The sequence below is a fragment of the Streptomyces sp. M92 genome, assembly GCF_028473745.1.
In the GTDB taxonomy this organism is placed as follows: Bacteria; Actinomycetota; Actinomycetes; order Streptomycetales; family Streptomycetaceae; genus Streptomyces.
Map to the genome: position 1 here is coordinate 2,222,501 of NZ_CP101137.1, position 26,028 is coordinate 2,248,528.

Annotated in this window: 23 protein-coding genes; 12 read left to right on the plus strand and 11 right to left on the minus strand. The window is 73.1% G+C overall.

Annotated elements, in window-relative coordinates:
* The first annotated feature begins 65 nt into the window (after window positions 1-65).
* The 6 genes from dacB (at window position 66) to folE (ending at window position 7,781) form a co-directional block, all read left to right on the plus strand.
* On the plus strand, window positions 66-1,634 hold the full coding sequence (dacB, locus tag M6G08_RS10080) for a D-alanyl-D-alanine carboxypeptidase/D-alanyl-D-alanine endopeptidase (RefSeq protein WP_272586831.1): 1,569 nt from the start codon (window positions 66-68) through the stop codon (window positions 1,632-1,634).
* A gap of 183 nt (window positions 1,635-1,817) precedes the next feature.
* The gene (locus M6G08_RS10085) at window positions 1,818-2,945 is read left to right on the plus strand and encodes an Rv3626c family coenzyme F420 biosynthesis-associated protein (protein ID WP_272586832.1); all 1,128 of its coding nucleotides are present in this window, start codon (window positions 1,818-1,820) and stop codon (window positions 2,943-2,945) included.
* Window positions 2,946-3,137: 192 nt separating this feature from the next.
* A complete protein-coding gene (tilS, locus tag M6G08_RS10090; protein ID WP_272586833.1) occupies window positions 3,138-4,184 on the plus strand; it encodes a tRNA lysidine(34) synthetase TilS in 1,047 nt (348 codons plus the stop codon).
* Between the two features lie 96 nt (window positions 4,185-4,280).
* Window positions 4,281-4,820, plus strand: a complete 540-nt coding sequence (gene hpt, locus M6G08_RS10095) for a hypoxanthine phosphoribosyltransferase (protein WP_272591300.1) — start codon at window positions 4,281-4,283, stop codon at window positions 4,818-4,820.
* Window positions 4,821-5,013: 193 nt separating this feature from the next.
* On the plus strand, window positions 5,014-7,053 hold the full coding sequence (gene ftsH / locus M6G08_RS10100) for an ATP-dependent zinc metalloprotease FtsH (protein ID WP_272586834.1): 2,040 nt from the start codon (window positions 5,014-5,016) through the stop codon (window positions 7,051-7,053).
* Window positions 7,054-7,175: 122 nt separating this feature from the next.
* Window positions 7,176-7,781, plus strand: a complete 606-nt coding sequence (gene folE, locus M6G08_RS10105) for a GTP cyclohydrolase I FolE (RefSeq protein ID WP_272586835.1) — start codon at window positions 7,176-7,178, stop codon at window positions 7,779-7,781.
* 39 nt (window positions 7,782-7,820) lie between these two features.
* On the opposite strand, the gene M6G08_RS10110 is transcribed toward folE, so the two are convergent.
* The 6 genes from M6G08_RS10110 to M6G08_RS10135 form a co-directional block, all read right to left on the minus strand.
* Window positions 7,821-8,303 (minus strand): DUF3180 domain-containing protein, encoded by a 483-nt coding sequence (locus tag M6G08_RS10110; RefSeq protein ID WP_272586836.1) that lies wholly within the window; start codon window positions 8,301-8,303, stop codon window positions 7,821-7,823.
* 79 nt (window positions 8,304-8,382) lie between these two features.
* Complete coding sequence (folK, locus tag M6G08_RS10115) at window positions 8,383-8,994, minus strand: 2-amino-4-hydroxy-6-hydroxymethyldihydropteridine diphosphokinase (protein ID WP_272586837.1); 612 nt, start codon at window positions 8,992-8,994, stop codon at window positions 8,383-8,385.
* A complete protein-coding gene (gene folB, locus M6G08_RS10120; RefSeq protein WP_011028954.1) occupies window positions 8,991-9,350 on the minus strand; it encodes a dihydroneopterin aldolase in 360 nt (119 codons plus the stop codon). The genes folK and folB overlap by 4 nt, the downstream gene beginning before the upstream one ends.
* A gap of 227 nt (window positions 9,351-9,577) precedes the next feature.
* The gene (locus M6G08_RS10125) at window positions 9,578-10,114 is read right to left on the minus strand and encodes a nuclear transport factor 2 family protein (RefSeq protein WP_272586838.1); all 537 of its coding nucleotides are present in this window, start codon (window positions 10,112-10,114) and stop codon (window positions 9,578-9,580) included.
* Complete coding sequence (gene folP / locus M6G08_RS10130) at window positions 10,111-10,974, minus strand: dihydropteroate synthase (RefSeq protein WP_272586839.1); 864 nt, start codon at window positions 10,972-10,974, stop codon at window positions 10,111-10,113. The genes M6G08_RS10125 and folP overlap by 4 nt, the downstream gene beginning before the upstream one ends.
* A 755-nt stretch (window positions 10,975-11,729) precedes the next feature.
* Window positions 11,730-13,535 carry a phosphatidylglycerol lysyltransferase domain-containing protein gene (locus M6G08_RS10135; protein ID WP_272586840.1) on the minus strand — a complete coding sequence of 602 codons (1,806 nt, stop codon included), beginning with the start codon at window positions 13,533-13,535 and terminating at the stop codon, window positions 11,730-11,732.
* 170 nt (window positions 13,536-13,705) lie between these two features.
* Between M6G08_RS10135 and M6G08_RS10140 the strand changes: the two genes are divergently transcribed.
* Both M6G08_RS10140 and M6G08_RS10145 read left to right on the plus strand, forming a co-directional pair.
* Window positions 13,706-14,830: an alpha/beta hydrolase gene (locus tag M6G08_RS10140; protein WP_272586841.1), complete on the plus strand. Its 1,125-nt coding sequence runs from the start codon at window positions 13,706-13,708 to the stop codon at window positions 14,828-14,830.
* A 129-nt stretch (window positions 14,831-14,959) separates the two neighbouring features.
* Window positions 14,960-16,237: a hypothetical protein gene (locus tag M6G08_RS10145; RefSeq protein WP_272586842.1), complete on the plus strand. Its 1,278-nt coding sequence runs from the start codon at window positions 14,960-14,962 to the stop codon at window positions 16,235-16,237.
* A 42-nt stretch (window positions 16,238-16,279) separates the two neighbouring features.
* On the opposite strand, the gene M6G08_RS10150 is transcribed toward M6G08_RS10145, so the two are convergent.
* The gene (locus tag M6G08_RS10150) at window positions 16,280-17,620 is read right to left on the minus strand and encodes a PH domain-containing protein (RefSeq protein WP_272591301.1); all 1,341 of its coding nucleotides are present in this window, start codon (window positions 17,618-17,620) and stop codon (window positions 16,280-16,282) included.
* 332 nt (window positions 17,621-17,952) lie between these two features.
* Window positions 17,953-18,474, minus strand: coding sequence for a PH domain-containing protein (locus M6G08_RS10155; protein WP_272586843.1), 522 nt, complete (start codon window positions 18,472-18,474; stop codon window positions 17,953-17,955).
* A gap of 31 nt (window positions 18,475-18,505) precedes the next feature.
* Here M6G08_RS10155 and M6G08_RS10160 point away from each other — a divergent pair, with 31 nt between their 5' ends.
* The gene (locus M6G08_RS10160) at window positions 18,506-19,657 is read left to right on the plus strand and encodes an NADH-quinone oxidoreductase subunit D (RefSeq protein WP_272586844.1); all 1,152 of its coding nucleotides are present in this window, start codon (window positions 18,506-18,508) and stop codon (window positions 19,655-19,657) included.
* Here the strand turns inward: M6G08_RS10160 and M6G08_RS10165 are convergent.
* Entirely contained in the window at window positions 19,622-20,743 is a 1,122-nt protein-coding gene (locus tag M6G08_RS10165; protein ID WP_272586845.1) for an SAM-dependent methyltransferase, read from the minus strand. The two genes, M6G08_RS10160 and M6G08_RS10165, sit on opposite strands and share 36 nt — an antisense overlap.
* Before the next feature lie 118 nt (window positions 20,744-20,861).
* Between M6G08_RS10165 and M6G08_RS10170 the strand changes: the two genes are divergently transcribed.
* Entirely contained in the window at window positions 20,862-22,067 is a 1,206-nt protein-coding gene (locus M6G08_RS10170; protein ID WP_272586846.1) for a sensor histidine kinase, read from the plus strand.
* A 69-nt stretch (window positions 22,068-22,136) separates the two neighbouring features.
* Window positions 22,137-22,811: a response regulator gene (locus M6G08_RS10175; protein WP_073726709.1), complete on the plus strand. Its 675-nt coding sequence runs from the start codon at window positions 22,137-22,139 to the stop codon at window positions 22,809-22,811.
* Window positions 22,812-22,877: 66 nt separating this feature from the next.
* Here the strand turns inward: M6G08_RS10175 and M6G08_RS10180 are convergent, their stop codons facing one another.
* Window positions 22,878-23,984: a DUF5937 family protein gene (locus tag M6G08_RS10180; RefSeq protein ID WP_272586847.1), complete on the minus strand. Its 1,107-nt coding sequence runs from the start codon at window positions 23,982-23,984 to the stop codon at window positions 22,878-22,880.
* A gap of 156 nt (window positions 23,985-24,140) precedes the next feature.
* On the opposite strand from M6G08_RS10180, the gene M6G08_RS10185 reads away from it, so the two are divergent.
* On the plus strand, window positions 24,141-24,356 hold the full coding sequence (locus M6G08_RS10185; protein WP_272586848.1) for a hypothetical protein: 216 nt from the start codon (window positions 24,141-24,143) through the stop codon (window positions 24,354-24,356).
* Between the two features lie 483 nt (window positions 24,357-24,839).
* Here the strand turns inward: M6G08_RS10185 and M6G08_RS10190 are convergent, their stop codons facing one another.
* A complete protein-coding gene (locus M6G08_RS10190) occupies window positions 24,840-26,006 on the minus strand; it encodes a threonine aldolase family protein (RefSeq protein ID WP_272586849.1) in 1,167 nt (388 codons plus the stop codon).
* Between the last annotated feature and the right edge of the window lie 22 nt (window positions 26,007-26,028).

Sequence of the window (26,028 nt, forward strand, 5' to 3'; positions counted from 1 at the left end):
TGATCAGCACACAGTTCTGGTGGTTAAGTGTCCCTCACGCAGGTGTGTGATCGCGAAAGGGGCTGGTGGTAGTGCCAGAGCTGAGGCCTTGGCGGGCCGCGGGACCGCGTGTGGCGCGGGCCGCGCGTGCCGTCCGACCGCGGTTCGCACGGTTCGCACGGGCCACGGCGCCGCAGCTCGACCGGGTCACGAGGCCCAAGACCTGGCAGTACACCGCCGGTGCCGCCACGGCCGGGCTGGCACTGGCCGCCGGTGTGGTGACCGCCGCCGGCCCCTGGGACTCCAGGGGTCAGCGTACGGCCGAGCGGGACCGGGCCGTCGCCCTGGAGCGCACGGGTGGCGCAGATCACGGCCGCGGACCGGACGGCTCCGGTACGACGTCCGGCTCGCCGCGCCCCGCGCCCAGCGCCCCGTCCGTCCTCACCGGCCTCGGCGGCACGGCGGACGGCGCCCCGCGCGGCGCCGAGGCCGTGCCCGGCGGCACTCCCCTGGCCGACGTCCTCGGACCGCTGACGGAGGACCCGGCGCTCGGCGGCCGCGGGGCGGCCGTCGTGGACCTCACCACCGGCGAGCGCCTTTACGGCCGAAGCGCCGACACGGCACTCACCCCCGCCTCCACCACCAAGATCGCCACCGCCGTCGCCGCGCTCACCGCCCTCGGTCCCGACCACCGCCTCACCACCCGCACCGCCCTGGAGACCGACACCGGCGAACTCGTCCTCGTCGGCGGCGGCGACCCCACGCTCACCGCGCGGAAGGACGCCCGGGGCCTCGCGAGCCTGCGCACCCTCGCCGAGAGGACCGCCGCCGCCCTGAAGAAGCGCGACGTGCGCGAGGTGACGCTGTCGTACGACACGACGCTCTACGCCGGTACGGAAATGCACCCGATCGGAGTCAACGAGAACCTCGCCCGCGTCACCGCCCTGATGGCCGACGAGGGCCGCACGGACGACTCCGTCAGCGGCCCCGCCCCGCGCGTGCCCGACCCGGCCGCCGACGCCGCCCGTGCCTTCGCCGAGTTCCTGGAGCGGCACGGCGTCACCGCGTCGGCCCCGGGCCCCTCCAAGGCCACCGACCGCGCGGACACCCTCGCCACCGTCTCCTCACCCCCGCTGTCGGCGCTGGTCGAGCGGATGCTGACCAACAGCGACAACGACCTCGCCGAGGCCCTGGCCCGCCACACCGCCCTGGCGAGCGGCGAGAGCGCCGACTTCGACGGGGTCTCGGCGGCGATCACGGCCCGCCTGAAGCAACTGGGCCTGCCCGTGGACGGCGCCCGCTTCCACGACGGCAGCGGCCTGGACCGCACCGACCGCATCACCGCCGGCCTCCTCACCGCCCTGCTCGCCGAGGCCGCCGACCCGTCCCGCCCCGAGCTCCGCCCGGTCCTCACCGGCCTGCCCGTCGCCGGCTTCACCGGCACCCTGAGCGGCCGCTACACGGACCGCGCGGCCGGTGTCGTACGCGCCAAGACCGGCACCCTGACGGGCGTCAACACCCTCGCCGGCACGGTCGCCACCCCCGACGGCCGCCTCCTGGGCTTCGCCTTCCTGGCCTCGGACACGACGAACGCGTGGGAGGCCCAGGCGGCCCTGGACCGGCTGGCTACGGCCCTGGCGTCCGGGCCGCCGTAGCCGTCCCCCTCCGCGGCTGCGGGCAGTCGTGCCGCCGGGGCGGACGGGTGGGCGCAGCGGCACCCCGCCGCGTCGGGCCGCGCGCCCACCCCCGCCCCGCACCAACGCGGGTTCCCCCGAGCCCCCCACCCCACCGCCCGCCACAGCCTGCCCCCAGCGGCAGCGCTCACGTACGGTTGAGGAATGACGAGCATCGGCGCATCCTCCGGCATGGTCGACTGGAACCTCGCGGTGGCGACCGCGACCCGGCTCGTACGGCCGGGCCCCGAGGTGAGCCGCGACGAGGCCAGGGCCGTCGTCGCAGAGCTCCGCCGCCACGCCAAGTCCTCGGAGGAGCACGTCCGCGGCTTCACCCGCCTGGCCACCGAGGAGGCCCACGACACCCCCGTCCTCGTCGTCGACCGCCCGGGCTGGGTCCGGGCGAACGTCGCCGGGTTCCGGGAGATCCTCAAGCCGCTGCTGGAGAAGATGGAGGAGCGGCGCGGCGGCGGCGCGGGCAACGCGGTCCTCGGCGCCGTCGGCGGCAAGGTCACCGGCGTGGAGCTGGGCATGCTGCTGTCCTTCCTGTCCTCCCGGGTCCTCGGCCAGTACGAGACCTTCGCCCCGGCCACCCGCGAGCTGCCCGCGGGCGCGAACGGCGGTGGCCGGCTCCTCCTGGTCGCGCCGAACATCGTGCACGTCGAGCGCGAACTCGACGTCGACCCGCACGACTTCCGCCTCTGGGTGTGCCTGCACGAGGAGACGCACCGCACCCAGTTCACTGCGGTGCCCTGGCTGCGCGACCACCTGGAGGGCGAAATCCAGTCGTTCCTCTCGGAGACCGACGTCGACCCCATGACCGTGCTGGAGCGGGTCCGCGAGGCCGCCCAGACCCTCGCCGGGGGACGCCCCGAGGGCGAGGAGGACGACGGCGGCCGGTCGCTGGTGGAGCTGGTGCAGACCCCGGCCCAGCGGGAGGTCCTCGGCCGCCTCACCGCCGTGATGTCGCTCCTGGAGGGGCACGCCGATTTCGTGATGGACGGGGTCGGCCCGGCGGTCGTGCCGAGCGTCGGGGAGATCCGCGAGAAGTTCCAGCAGCGCCGTGCCAAGGGCGCCTCGCGCCTCGACCTGGCGCTGCGCAAGCTGCTCGGCCTGGACGCCAAGCTCCGCCAGTACCGGGACGGCGAACGCTTCGTGCGGGCCGTCGTCGAGGAGTGCGGCATGGACGGTTTCAACCGCGTCTGGACCTCGCCCAACACCCTCCCCACCAAGGCGGAGATCTCCAAACCGGCGGACTGGATCGCGCGGGTGCACCGCAAGCCGGAGTCGTGAGCCCCGGGGATCGGGCGTGAACGAATCCGGCCGACGGCAGTCGAACGCCCCTCCAATCACCCGTCCGAGGGACCGTGGGCTCTCGACAGGCGTGCGATGCTCGGGGAACGGCCCGTTTCTGTCACCATCTACACACTCTGTGTGACCGAACCTCGGGCTCACCCCCCGACAACTTCATGAAGGGCACCGGACATGGGTCCCCATCCTGCGGTCGCGGCGATACGCCTGGCGGTCCGCCGCGTCCTCCACGACATCCTCACCGAACTGAACACCACGGCCGGCGTACCCGCTGCGACGGCCGCCGAGCGCATGCCCGAGCGCCCGCCGTCGCCGCTCGTGCTCGTGGCCTGCTCCGGCGGCGCCGACTCCATGGCGCTCGCCTCCGCCCTCGCCTTCGAGGCCCCCCGCCTCGGCGTCCGCGCCGGCGGCGTCACCGTCGACCACGGCCTGCAGAGCGGCTCCGACCTGCGCGCCGAAGAGGTCGTCCTGCGCCTGCGCGAACTGGGCCTGGACCCCGTCGAGGCCACCGCCGTGAGCGTCGGCCGCGCGGGCGGGCCCGAAGCCGCCGCCCGCGACGCCCGTTATGCCGCCCTGGACGCCGCCGCCGCCCGCCACGAAGCCGCCGCCGTCCTGCTCGGCCACACCCGCGACGACCAGGCCGAGACCGTCCTGCTGGGCCTCGCCCGCGGCTCCGGCATCCGCTCCCTGTCGGGCATGGCCGCGGTCTCGGGGGCCGGCGGCCGTTACCGGCGTCCCTTCCTCCAGGTCGACCGGCAGACCGCCCGCAAGGCCTGCATGGTCCAGTCCCTGCCCGTCTGGGACGACCCGCACAACGCCGACCCGGCCTACACCCGCTCCCGGCTGCGTCACGAGGGTCTGCCCGCCCTGGAGAAGGCCCTCGGCAAGGGCGTCGTCGAGGCCCTCGCCCGTACGGCCCAGCTCTCCCGGGACGACGCCGACGCCCTCGACACCTGGGCCCGGCAGGCCGAGGCGGGCGTCCGCGACGCCTCCGGTGTGCTGGAGTGCGCCAAGCTCTACGCCCTGCCGCCCGCCGTACGCCGCCGGATCCTGCGCCGCGCCGCCATCGACGCCGGTGCTCCGGCCGGCGCCCTGTTCGCCCGCCACATCGAGGAAGTCGACCGGCTGATCACCGGCTGGCGCGGTCAGGGAGCCATCAACCTCCCCGGCAAAGTCGTCGCCCGGCGGCAGGGTGGCAGACTGGTGATTCGGCAAGGCTGAATCCGGACCCTCCCACCGATCCCGTACACGGATCGCCGGGGCGCTCCGGAGTGGCCGGTGGGACGACCGAAAGTGATGCGGGTGGACGCGAACGACATGGGTGCCGACCTCGAGAAGGTACTCATCACCAAGGAAGAGATCGACGCGAAGCTGGCCGAGCTGGCCTCGAAGATCGACGCGGAGTACGCGGGCAAGGACCTGCTCATCGTCGGCGTGCTCAAGGGCGCCGTGATGGTCATGGCCGACCTCGCGCGCACGCTGTCCACCCCCGTCACGATGGACTGGATGGCGGTGTCCTCGTACGGCGCGGGCACCCAGTCCTCCGGCGTGGTGCGGATCCTCAAGGACCTCGACACCGACATCAAGGGCAAGCACGTCCTGATCGTCGAGGACATCATCGACTCCGGCCTGACCCTGTCCTGGCTGATCTCCAACCTCGGCTCGCGCGAGCCCGCCTCCCTCAAGGTGTGCACGCTGCTGCGCAAGCCCGACGCCGCGAAGGTCGCCATCGACGTGGAGTGGGTCGGCTTCGACATCCCCAACGAGTTCGTCGTGGGCTACGGCCTCGACTATGCCGAGAAGTACCGCAACCTGCCGTTCGTCGGTACGCTCGCGCCCCACGTCTACGGCGGCTGACACGGCCCTGTGGCGCGCTCCGCGGCGTTTCGGGGGCGGCCGGGAACCCCGGAGGCCCCCGCGCCGTTGAAGCATGCAGACGGGACGCCGGCGGTCCCGTGCGGCTGAGGGCCGCCCCGCTGGGGTACCGTCAGAAGAACTGTCTTATCAAACTCACTATGGCAGGAGGGACGGGGCGCCACCGCTCCGGAGGATGGACGTGAAGCGATACTTCCGTGGGCCAATCATGTGGATCGTGCTGGCCGTCCTTGCCGTGGTCGTGTTGATGCAGGTCGTCGGCTCGTCCGGCGGCTACAAGACGGTGGACACGGGCCAGGTCGTCCAGGCGATCAACGACAACAGGGTCGAGTCGGCCAAGCTGACCACCGGCGACGAGCAGAAGATCCAGATTCAGCTCAAGGACGGCGAAGAGGTCGAGGGCAGCTCGAAGGTCCAGGCGAGCTACATCGGCGACCAGGGCGAGACGCTCGCCAGCACCCTGCAGAACAAGTACCAGGACAAGCAGATCCCCGACGGCTACACGGTGTCGCCGTCGAAGCAGAACCCGTTCGTCGGGATCCTGATCACCCTGCTTCCCTTCGTCCTCATCATCGTCATCGCCCTGTTCCTGATGAATCAGATGCAGGGTGGCGGCTCCCGGGTCATGAACTTCGGCAAGTCCAAGGCCAAGCTCATCACCAAGGACACTCCCAAGACGACGTTCTCCGACGTCGCCGGGTCCGACGAGGCCGTCGAGGAACTCCACGAGATCAAGGAGTTCCTGCAGGAGCCGGCCAAGTTCCAGGCCGTCGGCGCCAAGATCCCCAAGGGCGTGCTGCTGTACGGCCCGCCCGGTACCGGCAAGACCCTGCTCGCGCGGGCCGTCGCGGGCGAGGCGGGCGTGCCCTTCTACTCGATCTCCGGTTCCGACTTCGTCGAGATGTTCGTCGGTGTCGGTGCCTCCCGGGTCCGCGACCTGTTCGAGCAGGCCAAGGCGAACGCCCCGGCGATCGTCTTCGTCGACGAGATCGACGCGGTCGGCCGCCACCGCGGCGCCGGCCTCGGCGGCGGTCACGACGAGCGCGAGCAGACCCTGAACCAGCTGCTCGTCGAGATGGACGGCTTCGACGTCAAGGGCGGCGTGATCCTCATCGCCGCGACGAACCGGCCCGACATCCTCGACCCGGCGCTGCTGCGCCCCGGTCGTTTCGACCGGCAGATCGCCGTCGACCGTCCGGACATGCAGGGCCGTCTGGAGATCCTCAAGGTCCACCAGAAGGGCAAGCCGGTCGCCCCGGACGTCGACCTGTCGGCCGTCGCCCGCCGTACGCCCGGCATGACCGGTGCCGATCTGGCCAACGTGCTGAACGAGGCCGCCCTGCTGACGGCCCGCAGCGACCAGAAGCTGATCGACAACCACATGCTGGACGAGGCGATCGACCGTGTGGTCGCGGGCCCGCAGAAGCGGACCCGGATCATGTCGGACAAGGAGAAGAAGATCACCGCGTACCACGAGGGCGGTCACGCCCTGGTCGCGGCGGCCTCGCCGAACTCCGACCCGGTACACAAGATCACCATCCTGTCCAGAGGCCGGGCCCTGGGCTACACGATGGTGCTCCCGGACGAGGACAAGTACTCGACCACGCGCAACGAGATGCTCGACCAGCTCGCCTACATGCTGGGCGGCCGCGCGGCCGAGGAGCTTGTCTTCCACGACCCGACGACGGGCGCGGCCAACGACATCGAGAAGGCCACCGGCCTCGCTCGGGCGATGGTCACGCAGTACGGCATGACCGATCGCCTCGGCGCGATCAAGTTCGGCGGCGACAACAGCGAGCCGTTCCTCGGGCGTGAGATGGCCCACCAGCGCGACTATTCGGAAGAGGTCGCCGCGCTGGTCGACGAGGAGGTCAAGAAGCTCATCGAGACGGCGCACAACGAGGCCTGGGAGATCCTGGTCGAGAACCGCGACGTCCTCGACAACCTCGTCCTCGCGCTGCTGGAGAAGGAGACGCTGGGCAAGGAGGAGATCGCCGAGATCTTCTCCCAGATCGTCAAGCGCCCGTCCCGGCCCGCCTGGACCGGCTCCTCGCGCCGTACGCCGTCGACCCGTCCGCCGGTGCTCTCCCCCAAGGAGCTCGCCCTGACGAACGGAACCAACGGCGCGTCGGCGGCGATCTCCACGGCCAAGAGCGCCACGCCGGAGCCGGCCCCGGCACCGGAACGAGCCCCGGAGGACCGTCCGGAGAGCTGACCCGGCTGCTCCCGGCGGCCCCGCCAGGCCCGGAATGTATGCCGTGCCCCCCAGGTTCTAGCCTTGGGGGGCGCGGCATTTCCGTGTGCCGACCGCAGGACAGGACAGGAACGAGGCACCAGATGACCGACCCCGTGACGCTGGACGGCGAGGGCCAGATCGGCGAGTTCGACGAGAAGCGGGCCGAGAACGCCGTACGCGAACTGCTGATGGCGGTCGGCGAGGACCCGGACCGCGAGGGGCTGAGGGAGACGCCGGCGCGGGTGGCGCGGGCGTACAGGGAGATATTCGCGGGACTGTGGCAGCAGCCCGAGGATGTGCTGACGACGACGTTCGACCTCGGGCACGACGAGATGGTCCTGGTGAAGGACATCGAGGTGTTCAGTACGTGCGAACACCATCTCGTCCCGTTCCGCGGGGTGGCGCACGTCGGCTACATCCCGTCGACCAACGGCAAGATCACCGGCCTGTCCAAGCTGGCCCGCCTGGTGGACGTCTACGCCCGTCGGCCCCAGGTGCAGGAACGTCTCACCACGCAGATCGCCGACTCCCTGATGAAGATCCTGGAGCCGCAGGGCGTGATCGTCGTCGTGGAGTGCGAGCACATGTGCATGTCGATGCGCGGCATCCGCAAGCCCGGGGCGAAGACCCTGACGTCGGCGGTGCGCGGGCAGCTGCGCGACGTCGCCACGCGCAACGAGGCGATGAGCCTGATCATGGCTCGCTGACGCCGGGGCCGGGCCGAGCGGGCGTCCGGCGGACGGGCGTCAGGCCGCCGTGGCCGTGCCCTGGTGGTCGTCGTCCTCCGGGAGGCGGCAGACGCGCTCCAGGAAGAGGGCGGCCGCTATGACGGCGATGCCCGCCACCACCGAGAAACCGGCGTAGACGGCCTGGTCGCGGCGGGCGGGGACGTCCAGGTACTCCAGCAGGAAGACCGCCGTGCCGCCGTACACCCCCGCCACCAGGGCGGCCACCAGGGCGCTGGCCTGGCCGAAGACGACCGCGCGGGCCGCCAGCATCGGGTCGACGCCCTTGGCGCCCGGCACACGCTCCCGCTGGGCCTTCAGCCGGGCGCGCAGCGAGAGCGCGGTGGCGAGCAGGAACACCGCGATCAGGGCGAGAACGACGGGGGCGGCCAGAGGGACGCTCGGAAGGCTCCCGAGCGAGTTCCACAGGCGGGCGCCCGCCCAGGACAGGACGCCGGCGACGAGGAACACGCCGACCAGCACCCTGATGCGCAACTCTTTCACGCTGTTCCGTGTCCCTTCGGTCCCCGGTGCCGGTCTTCGGCGTGGCCGTCGGCCTGGCCGGCCTTCTCGTCCTTAACGACTACTCGGGCAGCCGGAGTTCCAGGTCGGCGCGGGGCGCGACGCCCTCCCGGGTGACGGTGTCCAGGAGATCGGCGACCGCGCCGTGTCCCGGCAGCTGAGCCTCCGGGTCCACGTCGTGCCAGGGGGCGAGGACGAAGGCGCGTTCGTGGGCGCGCGGGTGGGGGAGGGTGAGCTGCGGGTCGTCGGAGACGACGTCCGCGTAGGCGACGATGTCGACGTCGAGGGTGCGCGGGCCCCAGCGCTCGTCGCGGACCCGGTGGAAGGCCTCCTCGACCGCGTGCGCCCGCTCCAGCAGGGAGGACGGGGGCAGGGTGGTCTTGAGGATCACGACCGCGTTGAAGTACGACGGCTGGCTGTCCGGGTCGACGCCCCAGGGTTCCGTCTCGTACACCGGCGAGACCCCCTTGACGCGCACGCCGGGGGTGTCCTCCAGGGCGTCGATCGCCCCCTGGAGGGTCTCCAGGCGGTTGCCGAGGTTGGCGCCCAGGGCGACCACGGCGCGCTTGGGGTTGGACAGCGTGGTGTCGGCCGCGTCGACCTGCTCGATGACGGAGGCGGGCACCGGCTGTACGGTCGGGTCGCTGGGACCCTTGGTGAAGGGGGCGCTCATACACGGCTCCGGATGATGGTGACGGTCACGTCGTCGAAGGGGACGGTGATCGGTGCGTCCGGCTTGTGGACGCAGACCTCGACCTCCTCGACCCCTTCGTGCTTCAGACAGACCTGGGCGATGCGCTCGGCGAGTGTCTCGACGAGGTTGACGGGCTCGCCCTCGACGACGGCCACGACCTCCTCGGCCACGATGCCGTAGTGCACGGTCTTCGCCAGGTCGTCGTCGGCCGCGGCCGGTCGGGTGTCCAGGCCAAGGACGATGTCCACGAGGAAGGTCTGGCCGTCCTCGCGCTCCTTGGGGAACACACCGTGGTGCCCGCGGGCCTTCAGGCCGCGCAGCGCGACACGATCCACGCGAATCACTCCTGCAGTCGTCGGTCTCGGCCGTGCGTACCACGTGCGGGCGGTACGGCGGCCTCAGTCGAATCTACCCGCGGGCACCGACAGCGCCGGGACACGGGGTGTGCGGGGGAGGGCGCACGCCGCGAGGTTTCATCCCGCGTTTGCCCTGGCGGCCCCGGTGGATCACGGGTTGGTAGCCGCCCATACCCGGTGGCCCGTGATTCCAACCACTTCCGGGATCAGGGTTCACCCGGACCGGTCAGGGGTGGGTTTCCGGGGCCTTCGTCGTCCTCGTCCTCAGTTCCGGTCTCGGCGAGTACCGGGGAGGCGTGGTGCGACCAGAGCTTCCAGCCGGCGGGCGTGCGCCGGTACGTGTTGGTGGCGACCACGAGCTGGCCGACGAGCGGGCCGAGCTCGTCGTCGCCCTCGGGTGCGGGGCCGCCGCTGAGGATGTTCTCGGTGCAGGTCACCAGGGCGGTGTCGCCGGTCACGGAGACGTGCACGTCGGTGAGGAAGAACTGGATGTAGTCGGTGTTCGCCATGATCAGGGCGTAGGAGCGCAGGACCTCGCCGCGGCCGGTGAGGACCGGCCAGCCGGGGTGTACGCAGGAGACCACGCCGGCGTCGGCCGGGTCGTGGTACGACTCGTCGACGCCCAGGTCGGACGGAGTGAGCCAGGCCTCGGAGACCTTCTCGAAGTCGCCCTGTTCGAGTGCCTCGTAGAAGGCGGTGTTGGCCGCCTCGACCTGCTCGACGTCGATGTGCGGGGCGTTCACCGGGCTCCCTCGACGGCGCGGGCGACGCGTACGGCGTCGGCGGTGGCGCGGACCTCGTGCACGCGTACGGCCCACGCGCCGGCGTGTGCGGCGAGGGCGGAGACGGCGGCGGTGGCCGCGTCGCGCTCCCGCGCGGGGGGCGGAGCGGCGTCGGGGCCGGCCAGGACCCGGCCGAGGAAGCGCTTGCGGGAGGCGGCGACGAGGAGGGGATGGCCGAGGGCGTGGAGGCGGTCGAGGTGGGCGAGGAGGACGAGGTCGTGCTCGGCGTCCTTGGAGAAGCCGAGACCGGGGTCGACGACGACGCGGTCGGGGGCGACGCCGCCGTCGAGGACGGCCTCCACGCGGGCGCGCAGTTCGTCGACGACCTCGGTGACGACGTCGGCGTAGGTGCCGCGGACGTTGCCGCCCTCCAGGAGGCCGCGCCAGTGCATGACGACGAAGGGGGCGCCGGCGTCGGCGACGACCGGGATCATGCGGGGGTCGGCGAGGCCGCCGCTGACGTCGTTGACCAGGGCGGCGCCGGCGGCGAGTGCCTGGGCGGCGACGGAGGCGCGCATGGTGTCGACGGAGATCGTGACGCCCTCGGAGGCCAGTCCGCGCACGACCGGGACGACGCGGCGGAGCTCTTCGTCCTCGTCGACGCGGGTGGCCCCGGGGCGGGTGGACTCGCCGCCGACGTCCACGAGGTCGGCGCCCTCGGCCACCAGGTCGAGGCCGTGCTTGATGGCTGCCGTGGTGTCGAAGAAGCGACCGCCGTCGGAGAAGGAGTCGGGGGTCACGTTGACGACTCCCATGACCGCGCAGCGGTCCCATGCGGTCAGTCCCGCGAGGTGGTGGCGGTGGGCGGTCTGCTTGCTCATGTGTTCAGCGTAGGCCTCCGGCGGTGGGGCCACTTGGTTGCGGGTGCCTCCGGCGGTTGGGGGTGGGGTGTCTGCGGCGGCCCGTGCGGGATCGGTGGGTGGGGGTGGGGTGTCTGCGGCGGCCTGTGTGGGTTCGATGGGTGGGGGTGGGGGTGGGGGTGCGTGCGGTGCCGCTGCGGGTTCGGTGGGGGTGCGGGTAGCGCGGTGGGTTTGGTGGTGGGTCGGGGCCCGCGTCGGGGGTGTCCGTCCTCGGGACGGCGCGGAATCGGTCGGCTACGGGGGTGGACGGTGCGGACGCGCCAACCGCTGGGGGCGGACACCCTCCCCGGCACGTCCCCTTCCCGCCGTACGCGGCCGACCGCCCGCGCGGGGCGGCCAGCCGCCGGGCGGGCGCCGCGCCATCGTGCGCGGCTGCGGGCGGTGGGGCTACGCCGCCGGGCTGCGGGCCGCCGTCCCGCCCAGCTGCCGCAGCTGCGGGCAGTCGTGCCTCCCCCAGTGCGTGAACGGCCTGGGAGGTACCCCCAGGGCGATGGGGGTCCCCCCGCTCGAGCGAAGCCGAGAGTGGGGGAGGGTGGGCAGTGGGGGCACCTCCAGCTCATGGGGCACCTCCCGCGCGAACGAAGCCGAACGTGAGGGAGAAGCCGAGAGTGGGGGAGGCACCCCGGCAGTGCCGGGCCGCGACAGCCACCCCCGACGCCCCACCCCCGGCGCCCGCACCCGCGTCGGGTGACCTGCGAACCCCGGACCGCGGAGCCCTACGCCGCCCGCACCCCCCGCTCCGACACGCCGTGCGGACACGGCCGCCGCGTCGGCGTACCCCGGCGCAGGAAACGCGGCGGGGTCAGTGTGACGAAGCCCTCGGCCTGCATCGCGGCGAAGCCGATGCGGGGGAGGTCGGCGGAACGGCGGTAGACGACGAAGCGCGGCTCCCAGCGGGGGCGGAACTTGGCGTTGAACTTGTACAGCGACTCGATCTGGAACCAGCGGGAGAGGAACACCAGCAGACCTCGCCAGGCACGGAGCACCGGACCCGCGCCGATCTTCTCGCCCCGTGCGAGCGCCGCGCGGAACATCGCGAAGTTCAGGGACACCCGGGCGATGCCCAGTTTCGGGGCGGCCTGGAGGGCGGCCACGATCAAAAGCTCGTTCATGCCGGGGTCGGCCGCGCGGTCGCGGCGCATGAGGTCGAGGGACGCCCCGTCCGTGCCCCACGGCACGAAGTGCAGGACCGCCTTGAGGTCGCCGAACTCGCCGGGCTCGGTGTCCTGCCGGTGGGCCGTCGCTATCAGGCAGTCGCCGTCGGAGGGGTCGCCGATGCGGCCGAGGGCCATGGAGAAGCCGCGCTCGGTGTCCGTGCCGCGCCAGGCGTCCGCGGCGCGGCGGACGCGGTCCAGTTCGGCGTCGGAGAGGTCAGCCGCGCGTCGTACGCGGGTCTCGTAACCGGCGCGCTCGATGCGCTTGACCATCTGGCGTACGTTGCGCATCGCGCGGCCGGTGAGGGAGAAATTTGCCACGTCCACCACCGCCTCGTCGCCGAGTTCGAGGGCGTCGAGCCCGGTCTCGCGGGTCCAGACCTCGCCGCCGGTCTCGGAGCAGCCCATGACGGCCGGGGTCCAGGAGTGGGCGCGGGCCTCGTCCATGAAGCGCTCGATGGCGCCCGGCCACGCCTCCACGTCGCCGATCGGGTCGCCGCTGGCCAGCATCACACCGGAGACGACGCGGTAGGTGACGGCCGCCTTGCCGCTCGGGGAGAAGACGACCGCCTTGTCGCGGCGCAGCGCGAAGTGGCCGAGGGAGTCGCGGCCGCCGTGCCGGGCGAGGAGGGCGCGCAGGCGGGTCTCGTCGTCCTCGGTGAGGCGGGCCGCGGGGTGTTCGGGGCGGAGGGCCAGGTAGATGGTGGTGACGGCGGTCAGCAGGCCGAGGGCGCCCAGGGAGAAGGCCACCGTCCAGGAGGTGGTGCCCCGGTAGTCGACCGGGCCCTCGACGCCGAACAGGCCGTACAGCACGTGGGTGATGCGGTCGGCCAGACTCGGGTCGCCGATCACGCGGTGCGGGTGGGCGCTGACGACGAGCAGGCCGAGGATCACGGAACCGGCGGACATGAGGACGAAGTTGGCCAGCGCCCGCCAGCGGCTGCGGGGGTCGGGGAGCGCCGAGAACTGGTCGCGGTGGCGCAGGAGAGGGGCGAGCAGAGCGAGGGAGATGAGTACGCCGAGGAGGGAGTGGCGGTAGCCGAACTGGGCGACGGCGCCGAGGGGGAGCAGCGCCACGGCCGCTCGCCACGCCCGGCGCTTGCGGCGCTTGAGGCCGTGGGCGAGCAGGAGGAGCAGGACGCCGGCGCTGAGGGAGAGGGCCGCGGCGAAGGGGCCGAAGGAGCCGGGGAGGACCTCGGCGAGGGCGTGCACGCGGCTGTGCCGGAAGCGGGGGAAGACGCCGGCGGCGATGTCCAGGAGGCCCACGAGTGCGCACGCGCGGCCGACGAGGAGGGGGACGTTCTCCGGGCGGGGGCCGCGCAGTACTCGTCGTGGGCCGGTGGACTCGACCGGAACCCTGCCCGACATTTCCTCATCTGTCCTGACAGACATCGCACCTGTGGTTCTGCGAGAGAGAGTGGATCCGGGCCTGTTTCGGGCATCCGGCGACATTGCGCCCTCTAGGACGGTGTCTCGGGTGGAGAGGTTCACTCCGCCTGTCGGAAAGCCCCTTGGAAAGCACAGGCAGGTAGCAACGCATGGGTCTCACGAGCGACAAGGTGCTGGCGCTGGCGGTGGTGTCAGGCGTGCTGCTGTTCGCCGGCACGGTGTGGTGGTGGCCACGGCTGGGGCGGCGGAGTGTACGGGCCGTGCTGGGGCGGGTGGGGCTGCTGCTGGGCACTCAGGTGGCGGTGTTCGCGGCGGTGGGGCTGGCCGCCAACCAGGCCTTCGGGTTCTACGGGAGCTGGGCCGACCTGTTCGGGCGGGTGGACGGTCAGGGTGTGGTCGTGGACCACTCGGCGGATGGGAGCGGTCCGGTGCGGGTCGTGGGTGAACGGCGGGTGACGCCGGCGGGCGGGGGACGGCCGGAGGTTGCCGGGCAGGTGCAGGAGATACGGATCGTGGGCCGTACGACGCGGATCGCGTCGCCCGCGTACGTGTATCTGCCGCCCGAGTACTTCCAGGCACGGCACCGTGCGCGTACCTTTCCCGCCGCCGTCGTACTGACCGGCTATCCGGGGACCGCCTCGGCACTGGTGGACAAGCTCCGTTATCCGCGCACGGCGTTCGATCTGGTCAAGGCGGGGCGGATGCGGCCGATGATTCTGGTGATGCTGCGGCCCACCGTGGCGCCGCCGCGCGACACCGAGTGTGTGGACGTGCCGGGCGGCCCGCAGACGGAGTCCTTCTTCGCCAAGGACCTTCCCGAGGCCGTGAGCGCGCACTATCGCGTCGGCAAAGGGCGGGGGAGTTGGGGTGTCGTCGGCAACTCGACCGGAGGCTACTGCGCTCTGAAGCTCGCCATGCACCACCCCGAGGTGTTCGGGGCGGGGGCCGGACTGTCCGCCTACTACGACGCGCCCAGCGATCCCACCACGGGCGATCTCTTCCAGGGAGATCAGCGCGTCGAGAATCGGGCCAGTCTGTGGTGGTGCGTCAAGAACCTTCCGGCACCGGACACGTCATTGCTCGTCAGCAGTAGCCGGTCCGGTGAGACGAACTACAAGGACACGGTGAAGTTCATCGGTCTGGTGAAGGAACGGAAGCCGACGCGGATCTCGTCGATCATCCTGGAAAGCGGCGGGCACAACTTCAATACCTGGCGGCGCGAGATTCCCGCGACGCTGGAGTGGCTGAGCGGGCGGGTCGGCGGGCGGTCCTGAAATGATCTTGAGGTAATTCGGGCGTCGGCGGCCTTGTGGAATGCCGGTGGCGTGTGAACACCTTCGAGATGACTGTGTTTTTGCGGGGCGGGGCGCCAAGATTCGCCTACGCGCGGTAAGTTTCTGGCCATGCCACGTGGACGTCACCGCCATTCCCCGCCCCTGCACAGGCTGCTTCCGCCGTCGGCGATCGCAGGCGTCTCCGTCGTCTGCGCCTTCGGTCCCTGGGTGTTCAGCGAAGCGACGGTCCTGCGCGCCCTGGCCGCGGCCGCCGCGGTGACGGCCGTCGTGGGCGCGGTCGTCATGCGGCACTGGGACGCCCAGGCGGGCAAGCGGGTCGCCGACCTCACGCGCGCGCGGGCGAGCGACGAGTGGCGCTACGAGGAACGGGTCGCCGAACTGGAGTCCGACCTGGAGGAGTCGCGCGAACTGCGTCAGAAGCTGGAGCACCGGCTGCGGGCCAAGCGCACCGAACTGGCGGGGCTGCGCAACGAGCACGCCTCCCTGCTGCGGCGTTACGCCACCGCCGAGACCGAGCGGGCCAGCGCCCTGGAGGGCCGTCGGCTGCTGGAGATAGAGGCCGTGCCGCAGGCGCCCGCGCTGCCGGCCGCCCGCCCGGCACCGGACGAGGCTCCGGCGGCCGAAGAGGTGGCGGCCGAAGAGGTGGCGGCCGAAGAGGTGGCGGCTGAGGAGGCGGCGGTCGAGGACACGGTGACTGACTCGGCCGACGGGGAAGTTCCCGCCGTCTTCTCTCCCGAGGGCTCCCGGCTGTTCCTGCGGGCGAACGCGGCACTGGCCCGCTTCGCCGGGGACGCGCCCGCCGGCCACCGCGACTCCGGTCACCGCGACTCCGGTCACCGCGACTCCGGCGACGGCGACTCCGGCGACTCCCGTGGCGGCGGAGGCGATGACGGGAACGGCGGCGGGCAGCGCGCGTCGGCGGACGGCACCGCGCGGGAGGACGAGGCGCAGGGGCAGCCCGAGGCGGCCGGCGGACACGAGCGCACCGCCGCCGCCTCCCCCACGGACCGGCCCGACGAGCGGCCCGCGCAACCCACCGCGCCCACCGGGCAGGCCACCGGTCACTACACGGTGCCGGCCGCGGTGGCGGTCGTACCGTCGGCCCCGGCGCGGCGCCCCCTGGTCGAGGGCGGCTTCGACTTCTTCGGCACCAAGGAGGGCCAGGACGGCAGGTCGTCGTCGCCCGAGGCCCTGGAGACCGTCCAGAACGAGGACCTCGCCGACGTGGTCGGCCAGGAGGCCCTCGCCCTGCACAAGGCGGAGAAGGAGGCGGGCTTCAAGCCGGCCGGCGAGGAGTCCCGGGGCGTGGGCCAGGTGATCGACCTGACCGCCCACGACGAGACGGAGCAGATCGACGTGCAGGGGCTGCGCAGCGCCGTGTCCTGACCGGGAGGGAGTGGGGCAGGGCAGCAGGGCAGGGCGGGGCTCTCAGGCCATCCACCGGTCCGGCAGCGCGTCCCGGCGGCCGGTCCGGGAGTGTTCCGCCTGGGCCCGCAGGAGTTCCACCGCCTCGCCGGCGTCGCGCAGGCGCGCGGTCACGGTCTTGTTCGCCCCCGTGTCCACCCGTACGTCGGCCAGCCGCAGCGCCCGCTGCCACGGCCCCTGGGTGCGGCGGACGCTCTGCACCTTGGCGTGCGGCACCAGGGCCAGGCTGCGGCGCAGCAGCCCGTACCGGGCGGCGAAGACCGTGTCGGTGACCACGAGCCCGTAGCCCCGCCACCACAGCGGACGGCAGCGCGCGGCCCGGCTTGGCGGGCGCGACAGCTCCGGGCCGGCCGGCACGGTCACCCCGGGCAGCACGCGCGCCACGACCGACTCCGCGAGCTCGCGCGGGGCGACCGGCAGCAGTACGGAGTTCGACGACCCGGCCACGTCCAGCTCCACCCGCACCCAGCCCCGCCGCCGCCACAGCAGCGGCTCCACGATCCGCACGGTCTGCACCCGGCCCGGCGGCACCGTCTCGTGCGCGCGGTCCAGCAGCCCGTGGTCGAGGCGGAGCCCGTCCGGGGACTCGGCCACCGTCCAGTCGTACTCCCCGACGAACCGGCCCGCGCTGCTCGCGCCCGCGGCGCCCAGCAGCGGCAGGGCGGTCGCCAGGACCGTCCACAGGTTGTGGGTGGCGAGCCACAGGAGGGTGGGTACGACGACGGCGGCGATCAGCGTGCCCCAGGTGGCGCCGGTCAGCAGCAGCGAAACGGCCAGCACGCGCGGTGGTACGCGCAGGAGTTGCCGCGAGGGTGCCTCGCCGACCTCGTGGGCGGTCTCGGGTGCGAGGCCGGCGGCGCGGGCGAGCAGTTCGGCCCGCAGGGCGCGGGCCTCGCCGGCGCCCAGGAAGGCCAGTTCGTCCTTCTTGCCGGTGCCTATGACGTCGAGTTTGAGTTTGGCGACCCCCGCGACGCGGGCGAGGAGGGGCTGGGTGACGTCGATGGCCTGGACGCGTTCGAGCCGGATGTGGGCGGTACGCCGGAAGAGCAGCCCGGTGCGGATGCGCAGCTCCGTGTCGGTCACCGCGTAGTGGGTGAACCACCAGGTCAAAAAGCCGTACAGGGCGGCGGCCGGGATCAGTACGGCGAGACCGATCAGCAGGTGGGTCGTGGTCAGCCGGGTCAGCTGGCGCTGCGCCTGGTCGGGGTCGTGCACGGCCCACCCGACCAGCACGGCCACCGGCGCCCACGCCCGCCGCAGTGGCGTGACGGGGTGCAACCGGCGCTCGGTGGTTCCGCCTCCCGGGGCAGCGGGGTCCGTGCCGGATTCCTTCGGTGCGGGCAGCGTGGGGCTGCTCGTGCCGGTCTCTTCCGTCCCGGGCGGCGCGGAACCCGTGCCGGGCAACTCCGGTGCGGGTGCTGCCGGGCCCGCGCCGGCCGCCTCCGTCGTGGGCGCGGCGGGGCGCGGGGCGGAGTTCTGCGTCCCTGGCGGGGCGGGGCGCCGACGGGGTTCCCCCGGACCCGGTGGGGCGGGGCGCGGACCGGGGCCGTCCGCCTCGGGTGCCGCCGCCGGACCCGTGTCGGCCGTTCCCGGTGCGGGGGGCGCGGGGCGCCTGCGGGGGGCCTCCGTCCCCGGCGTCACCGGGTCCCGGCCCGTCTCCTCCTCGCCGGGCGTCGTCACAGCCCCGCCGATCGGGCCTCGCCCAGCTCGGTGAGCCGGTCGCGGAGCCGTTCCGCCTCGGCCGGGTCAAGGCCCGGGATGGTCGCGTCGGTCGCGGCGGCGGCCGTGTGCAGCTGGACGCTGGCCAGGCCGAAATGGCGCTCGACGGGACCGGACGTCACCTCGACCAGCTGCATGCGCCCGTACGGGACGACGGTCTCCTCCCGCCACAGCACACCCCGGCTGATCAGCAGGTCGTCGGAGCGCTCGGCGTACCGCCAGGAACGCCAGTTGCGCTCCAGCATCACCCAGCCCCACACCGCCAAAGCCGGCGGCAGCAGTGCGAGGAACGCCCAGGCCGGTTCCAGGAACAGGCCCGGCAGCAGGCCCGCGGCGAGGGTGAGCAGCCCCAGCCACACCACCAGCAGCAGGCGTCGCATGCGCAGCAGTCCCGGCGGCAGGCCGGTCCACACCGGCTCCTCCCGCGTGGCCCTCGCCGTCCCCGCCGCGCCCGTGTCGTCAGGGCTCCCCGTCTCCATGGGGCCAGCGTACGTAGGGGAGACTGTGTGCATGACTCCCACGACGGAGACCATGGTCGGCATCGGCGGCGCCGCGGAGAGCACCGACATGGTGCTCAACATCGGGCCACAGCACCCGTCCACGCACGGAGTGCTGAGGCTGCGGCTGGTCCTGGACGGCGAACGCATCGTCCGCGCGGAACCCGTGATCGGGTACATGCACCGCGGCGCGGAGAAGCTGTTCGAGGCCCGTGACTACCGTCAGATCATCGTGCTCGCCAACCGCCACGACTGGCTGTCGGCGTTCTCGAACGAGCTGGGCGTGGTCCTCGCCGTCGAGCGCATGCTCGGCATGGAGGTCCCCACCCGCGCGGTGTGGACGCGCACGCTGCTCGCCGAATTGAACCGGGTGCTCAACCACCTGATGTTCCTCGGCTCGTACCCGCTGGAGCTGGGCGGCATCACCCCCGTCTTCTACGCCTTCCGGGAGCGCGAGGTCCTCCAGAACGTCATGGAGGAGGTCTCCGGCGGGCGCATGCACTACATGTTCAACCGCGTCGGAGGCCTCAAGGAGGACCTGCCCGCCGGATGGGCCCAACGCGCGCGCGGTGCCGTCGCCGCCGTGCGTTCGCGCATGGACGTCTTCGACGACCTGGTGCTCGGCAACGAGATCTTCCGGGGGCGCACGCGCGGGGTGGGTGCCCTGAGCCCCGAGGCCGTGCACGCCTACGGCGTCAGCGGGCCCGTCGCCCGCGCCTCGGGTGTCGACTTCGACCTGCGCCGCGACGAGCCCTACCTGGCCTACGGCGAGCTCCAGGACACCCTGAAGGTCGTCACCCGCGCGGAGGGCGACTGCCTGGCCCGCTTCGAGTGCCTCCTGGAGCAGACGCACAACGCCCTCGACCTCGCCGACGCCTGCCTGGACCGGCTGGCCGAGCTGGCCCCCGGGCCGGTCAACCAGCGGCTCCCGAAGGTGCTCAAGGCACCCGAGGGCCACACCTACGCCTGGACCGAGAACCCGCTCGGCATCAACGGCTACTACCTCGTCAGCAAGGGCGAGAAGACCCCGTACCGGCTGAAGCTCCGCTCGGCCTCGTACAACAACATCCAGGCGCTCACCGAGCTGCTGCCCGGGACGCTGGTCGCCGACATGGTGGCGATCCTCGGGTCACTGTTCTTCGTGGTCGGGGACATCGACAAGTAGGGCCCCGGCGTCGACGGGCCCGACCGGCTGGAGCAGCCAGCGGAAGTCGCCGAGCCCGCCCGCCGCGGTCAGCTCGGCGGCCTCGGAGGCGTCTGCCAGCGCGCGTACGTACGCCGCCGGGTCGGTGGAGGCCAGCGCGAGCGGGGGGCGTACGCCTGTGATGCCGAGGGCGCGCAGGACCTCCCGTTGGGGGCGCAGCAGCGCGTCGGGGGGCGTGCGCTCCACAGTGCGCTTCCCTGCGGCACTGCTCGCGTCAGCGCGTTCCACGGCGGCCGCGCACGCGTCCAGTGCCACGTGCGCGGTGATGTCGCAGGAACCGTCCGGCACGGGCGGCGTCTGGCTCCCCTCCCGGAAGCCCGTCAGCGTCCCGAACGGCGGGCGGGCGGCCGTGGTGTGCGCGTAGTCGGCGGCCACGGCGAGCCCCGCCTCCAGGGCCGAGACGGCGGCGGCCCAGGCGGCGTCCCGGGGGAGCCCGATCTCCGCCCGCAGCCCCTCCTCGCCGGTCAGCGGCCACCACCGGGCCAGCCACCGGGCCTCCGCCCCCGCCACCGGCACCCCGAGCCGCTCGGTGCCGTCGCCCCGGACGAGCACCCGCCGGACCACTCCGTCGGAGTCCACCTCCGCGACGTCCACCGGCACGTTGTCCAGCCACTCGTTGGCGAACAGCAGCCCCGTCGCCCCGCGCGGCGGCTCGGCGAGCCACTCGATCCGGTCGTCCAGCCCGTCCGGGCGGTCGGCGATCTCGACGGCGTACGCGCGCGTGCGGGCGGCCACGCCGGCGGGCAGCGCGGCCAGCACCCCGGTGACCAGCTCGCCGCGGCCGGCCGCCATGTCCACGAAGTCCAGTGACGCGGGCCGCCCCAGCGCCTCGTCGACCCGGCACAGCAGCCGTGCCACCGCCCCGGCGAACAGCGGCGACGCGTGGACGGACGTCCGGAAGTGCCCGGCCGGTCCGCCGGGCGCGACGCGGTAGAAACCGGCCGGTCCGTAGAGGGCGTCCTGTGCGGCCTCTCGCCAGCCCCGCCACTCCTGCCAGTCCTCGTGCGTCCCGGAGGCCTCTTCGGCCCCGCTTGTCCCAGCTGTCACAGACCCAGGCTAGGGGTACAGAGGAACGGAGCCTCCACCTTGCGGAGTATGCGTTGAGACTGCGGATCGGCCCTCCGGTTGACCCCTGCACCTATCTCCCTTCCCTACGCTGGGTTACGTGCAGCGCCTCTACGACTTCATCCGCAGACACCCGACCGGGGTCGACTGTTTCTGGGCTCTCGTCCTGCTCGGTATCTCCCTGGTGTCCCTGTCGGCCCCGCAGCCGCGGGGCGAGGGCACGGACACCACGGCGCTGCTCGTCGTCTTCACCGTCCTGCTGTGCCTCGTGATCGCGCTGCGGCAGCGGATGCCGGAGAGGATGCTGATACTCGCCCTCGTCCTCGGCGTGGGGCAACTGGCGCTGGACGTCTCCACGCTCCCGGCCGACTTCGCCTTCCTGGTGATCGTCTACACCGTCGCCGCGACCGGAGCCCGCTGGGCCTCCCGGACCGCGCTCGCCGTGGGGCTGTGCGCTGCCCCCGTCGCCCAGCTGCGCTGGGCCGACGGGGAGCTGGGCATAGGGGCCAACATCGCCATAACGGTCTTCCAGGCGGTGCCCTTCGCCCTCGCCTGGGTGCTCGGCGACTCCGTCCGCACCCGCCGCGCCTACTTCGCGCAGCTGGAGGAGCGGGCCGCCCGGCTGGAGAAGGAGCGCGAGGCCCAGTCCAAGGTCGCGGTCGCCGCCGAACGCGCCCGGATCGCGCGCGAGCTGCACGACGTCGTCGCGCACAACGTCTCCGTGATGGTGGTCCAGGCCGACGGCGCCGCCTACGTCATGGACGCCGCCCCCGACCAGGCGAAGAAGGCCCTGGAGACCATCTCCTCCACCGGCCGCCAGGCCCTCGCCGAGATGCGGCGCCTGCTCGGCGTGCTGCGCACCGGCGAGCACCAGGAGGCCGGCGAGTACGTGCCACAGCCCGACGTCCAGCAGATCGAGGACCTCGTGGAGCAGTGCCGCAGCTCCGGCCTGCCCGTCGACTTCAAGGTCGAGGGCACCCCGCGCGAACTGCCCAGCGGTGTCGAGCTCACCGCGTACCGCATCGTCCAGGAGGCGCTCACCAACACCCGCAAGCACGGTGGCCCCAACGCGGGCGCGAGCGTGCGGCTGGTCTACTTCGACGACGGCCTCGGTCTGCTCATCGAGGACGACGGCAAGGGCGCCCCGCACGAGCTGTACGAGGAGGGCGGCTTCGACGGTCAGGGCCACGGCATGATCGGCATGCGGGAACGGGTGGGCATGGTGGGCGGCACCCTGGACGCCGGCCCGCGGCCGGGCGGAGGATTCCGCATCAGCGCGCTGCTGCCCCTGAAACCCGCACACTGAACCACCGCGCCCGTACGCGCGTACCGCGTTGACACCTGTAAGACCGCAAGCCCCATGGAAGAGGCCCCGATGACGATCCGCGTAATGCTCGTCGACGACCAGGTGCTGCTGCGCACCGGGTTCCGGATGGTGCTCGCCGCCCAGCCGGACATGGAGGTCGTCGCGGAGGCGGGCGACGGCGTCGAGGCCCTCCAGGTGCTGCGTTCGACCGCCGTGGACGTGGTCCTGATGGACGTCCGCATGCCCAAGCTCGACGGTGTCGAGACCACCAGCCGGATCTGTGTGGACCCGGCGGCGCCGAAGGTGCTGATCCTGACCACCTTCGACCTCGACGAGTACGCCTTCTCGGCGCTGAAGGCGGGCGCCTCCGGCTTCATGCTCAAGGACGTGCCGCCGGGGGAGCTGCTCGCCGCGATCCGTTCCGTGCACAGCGGGGACGCGGTGGTCGCGCCCTCGACCACCCGCCGGCTCCTGGACCGCTTCGCGCCGATGCTGCCGGCCACCGGCCAGGAGCCCCGGCACAAGGAGCTGCAGCGGCTCACCGAGCGGGAGCGCGAGGTGATGGTGCTGGTCGCGCAGGGCCTGTCCAACGGGGAGATCGCGGCGCGGCTGGTGCTGTCCGAGGCGACGGTGAAGACCCATGTGGGCCGCATCCTGACCAAGCTGGACCTGCGCGACCGGGTGCAGGTGGTGGTCCTCGCCTACGAGACGGGGCTGGTACGGGCGGGCGGCGGGCAGGGCTGAGGGGCGGGCAGGGCTGAGGGGCGTGCGGGGCCGGCCGGGCCCCGATCGGACCGCCACGCCCCGTGATCAGCGGAGTATGCCCTCCAGGAAGTCGCTGCCCAGCCGCGCCACCACCGTCACGTCCAGCTGGTGCAGCACGTACCGGCCGCGGCGGCGGGTGGTGATCAGCCCCGCCTTCTTCAGCACCCCGAGGTGCCGGGATATCTCCGGTGCCGTCACGCCGTGCGCCTGCGCCAGCTCGCTCGTGGTGTACGCGCTGCGGGCCAGGTGGCGGCAGATCCGCATCCGGACCGGGTGGGACAGCGCGGTCATCCGCAGGGTGAGCTGCTCGACCGACGGCGGCGAGGCCAGTTCCGGGGAGCCGACCGGGTAGTGCAGCACCGGCTGCCAGTCGTGCCGGTGCAGGACCATCAGGTGCGGCCAGCCCAGGCTGGTCGGGACGAGCAGGAGGCCGCCGCTCCCGGTCGCCGAGCGGCCGTCGCCCAGTTTGTCGACCGTGATCCGCGCGGCGTCCTCGTCCAGGGAGACGGCCGGGGACACGGCGGCCAGCGCCTCGGCCAGGCCCTTGCGGCGCAGCAGCTCCGTCTTGTGCCGGGCGTCGGCCGCGAGCTGGTGGCGCAGCCGGGACCAGGCCTCCGCGAAGAACGCCTCGTCGCAGTCCTGCGCGAACTGCCGCAGCCAGCCGCGGATGCGCGGCGGATCGGCCAGCAGCCGCTCGCTGAACCGCAGCTGCTGCGGCCCCCGCGCGGCGGCCAGGTCCAGCGCGCGTCGGCGCGCTTCGGGGTCGCCGAGCGCCGAGACGCCTCCGGTGCTGTACGGCAGCGCGCAGGTGAACTCCAGGGCCGCGTCCACGAACTGCTCGTCGGACAGCTTGTCCAGCAGGTCCAGGTCCTCGGCGAGGGTGGCGCCGGGGAGCGTGCCCCGGCCCGGCACGCCCGCGAAGGGCATGAACAGGTCCGAGAACGTCGTCCGCCACAGGAAGTCGGCCTCGCACATCCGGTCGGCCAGATGCGGGTCGAGCCGCGCGGTCACGCCCGTCGCCCAGCCCTGCAGTCCCGGGTGGTGCCCCGGCTCGGACAGGGCGTGCAGTGCCATGCCCAGCTCGGCCAGGGGCGAGGGCACGACGGCGACCCTCTCCGGCCGCAGCCCCGCGATGTCGATGCGCACGCTCATGCCCTCATGGTGCACCCCGCCACTGACAACGCCGCCGCCGATTGACCGCCGCCGTCAATCGACGGACCGCGGCTCGCCGCGGGCGCAGTCTGGAGCCACGGGGCAGCCGCGGAGCCCGACTTCCACTCCTACGTCCCCTGGAGAAGGCGATCCGCCATGAGCATCACACAGCAGTACCTCCTCGACACCTACCGCGCCCGGCAGCTCGGCGACCCCGCGCCGCCGGCGCCCGGGAGCAGGGACCGGCAGGTCGTGCGCGAGTGGCGCGACCACCGCCGGTTCCGGGCCGTGCTCGCCGGCCGCCCCGCGCACGGCCGCCTGCGGCGCGCCCTGCGTCGGTGGCGGTCCCTGTGGCCGCGCCCCCTGGGCTGAGACCTCACGCCCGGGCACCCGCGGGCCCGGGCGGCCCGGGCGGCCGGCGCGTGCCCGGTCAGGCCCGTGGACGTGGACCGGCCGCGGAATGGTCGGGCCTGCTGGGGCGGTCACGGGTGGTCTCGGCCAGCTGGGGTGGTCGCGGACGGTCGGTTCTGCGGGCCGGCCGTGAGCGGCCGGACCACAGCCCGGCCGAGGTCGGTCGGGTGCCGCGGGTCGGCTGCGGGCCGTCGGAGTCGCGGTCCGGTCGTGCGGGGTGCGGGCCCCAGGGCGGTCGCGGATGGTCGGGCTTGCGGTCCGGTCGCGGGTAGGTCGAGGTCGTGCAGGGACGGGCCCGGGTGCAGGTCGGTCAGTGTGCCGGTGCCGCTGCGCGGTGTCGGCGCTTGCGGTCTGGCTGCGGGTGATCGGAGTCGCGGTCCGGCCGCGGAGGGCCGGCCCGCAGCCAGCCCGTGAGCCGTCGGCCTCGGACCACACCGTGAGCGGTCAGAACCGCAGCCTGGCCGCGAAGTCGGCGACCGCCGCCCTCACGTCGTCGGCCGTCCACTCCAGGCCCGCCGACTCCACCCCGATCTCGGTGAAGGCGATCCCCGGGCCGCGCGCGTCCCAGGGCCGGGAGAAGAGCATCGTCCCGGTCTCCTCGCCCTGCCGCAGCGCGGCCTCGCCCGCGTCGTCGGCGTCGCAGGGCAGCCAGACCTGGAACTCGTGGGTGTGCGGCACCTCCGGGTGCACCCGCGCCCACGGGAGGCCGGCCGCCGCGAAGCCCTCGCGCAGCGCGGCGGCCACTACGCGCGCGTGGGCCACGTACTCGGGCAGCCGGGGCAGCTCCCGCTCCAGTCCCGCGAGCGCGGACAGCGCCGTGGGGAACTGCTGGAACAGCAGGCCGCCGTACCGGTGCCGCCAGGCCTTCGCCTCCTCGACCAGCGTCCGGGGACCCGCCAGGGCGGCACCGCCGTAGCCCTTGAGGGACTTGTAGTACGAGACGTACACACTGTCCGCCAGGGCGGCGATCTCGGTGAGCGGGCGGCCGAAGTGGACGGTGCACTCCCACAGGCGGGCCCCGTCGAGGTGGACGACCGCGTCGCGCTCCCGCGCGGCGGCGACGACCTCGGTCAGCTCCTCCCAGGTGGGCAGCAGGAAGCCGGCGTCCCGGAGCGGCAGTTCCAGCATCAGCGCGCCGAACGGTTCGTCGAAGCCGCGCACCTCGTCGGCGGTCGGCTGCCGGGGCTCGTCCGTCAGCCGTACCGGACGCAGACCGCCGACCCGGCTGAAGGCGTCGCGCTCGTGCACCTCGGGGTGGCCCAGCCCGTGCAGCGCGACGGTCGGGTTGCCGGTGCGGCCCGCCCAGCAGCGCAGGGCCACCTGCTGGGCCATGGTGCCGGTCGGGAAGAAGGCGGCGGCCTCGGTGCCGAGCAGAGCCGCGGTCTTCTCCTCCAGTGCCGCCACGATGCCGTTGCCGTACATGTCGGAGGGCTCGTCGAGGTCGTACAGCTCGGCGGCGTCGTCCAGCAGCGCCATGCGCTCCCGCAGGGACGTGATGAACCCCGGGCGCGCGAGCAGGCGCCGTGCGTCGCGGTGGACGGCCACGCGTCGTTCACGCAGCCGCCGGTACCGTTCCTCGGTCGTTTCAGCTTGCTCTGCCGTATCGCTCATGCCGGGATCATGCCGTGCGGGC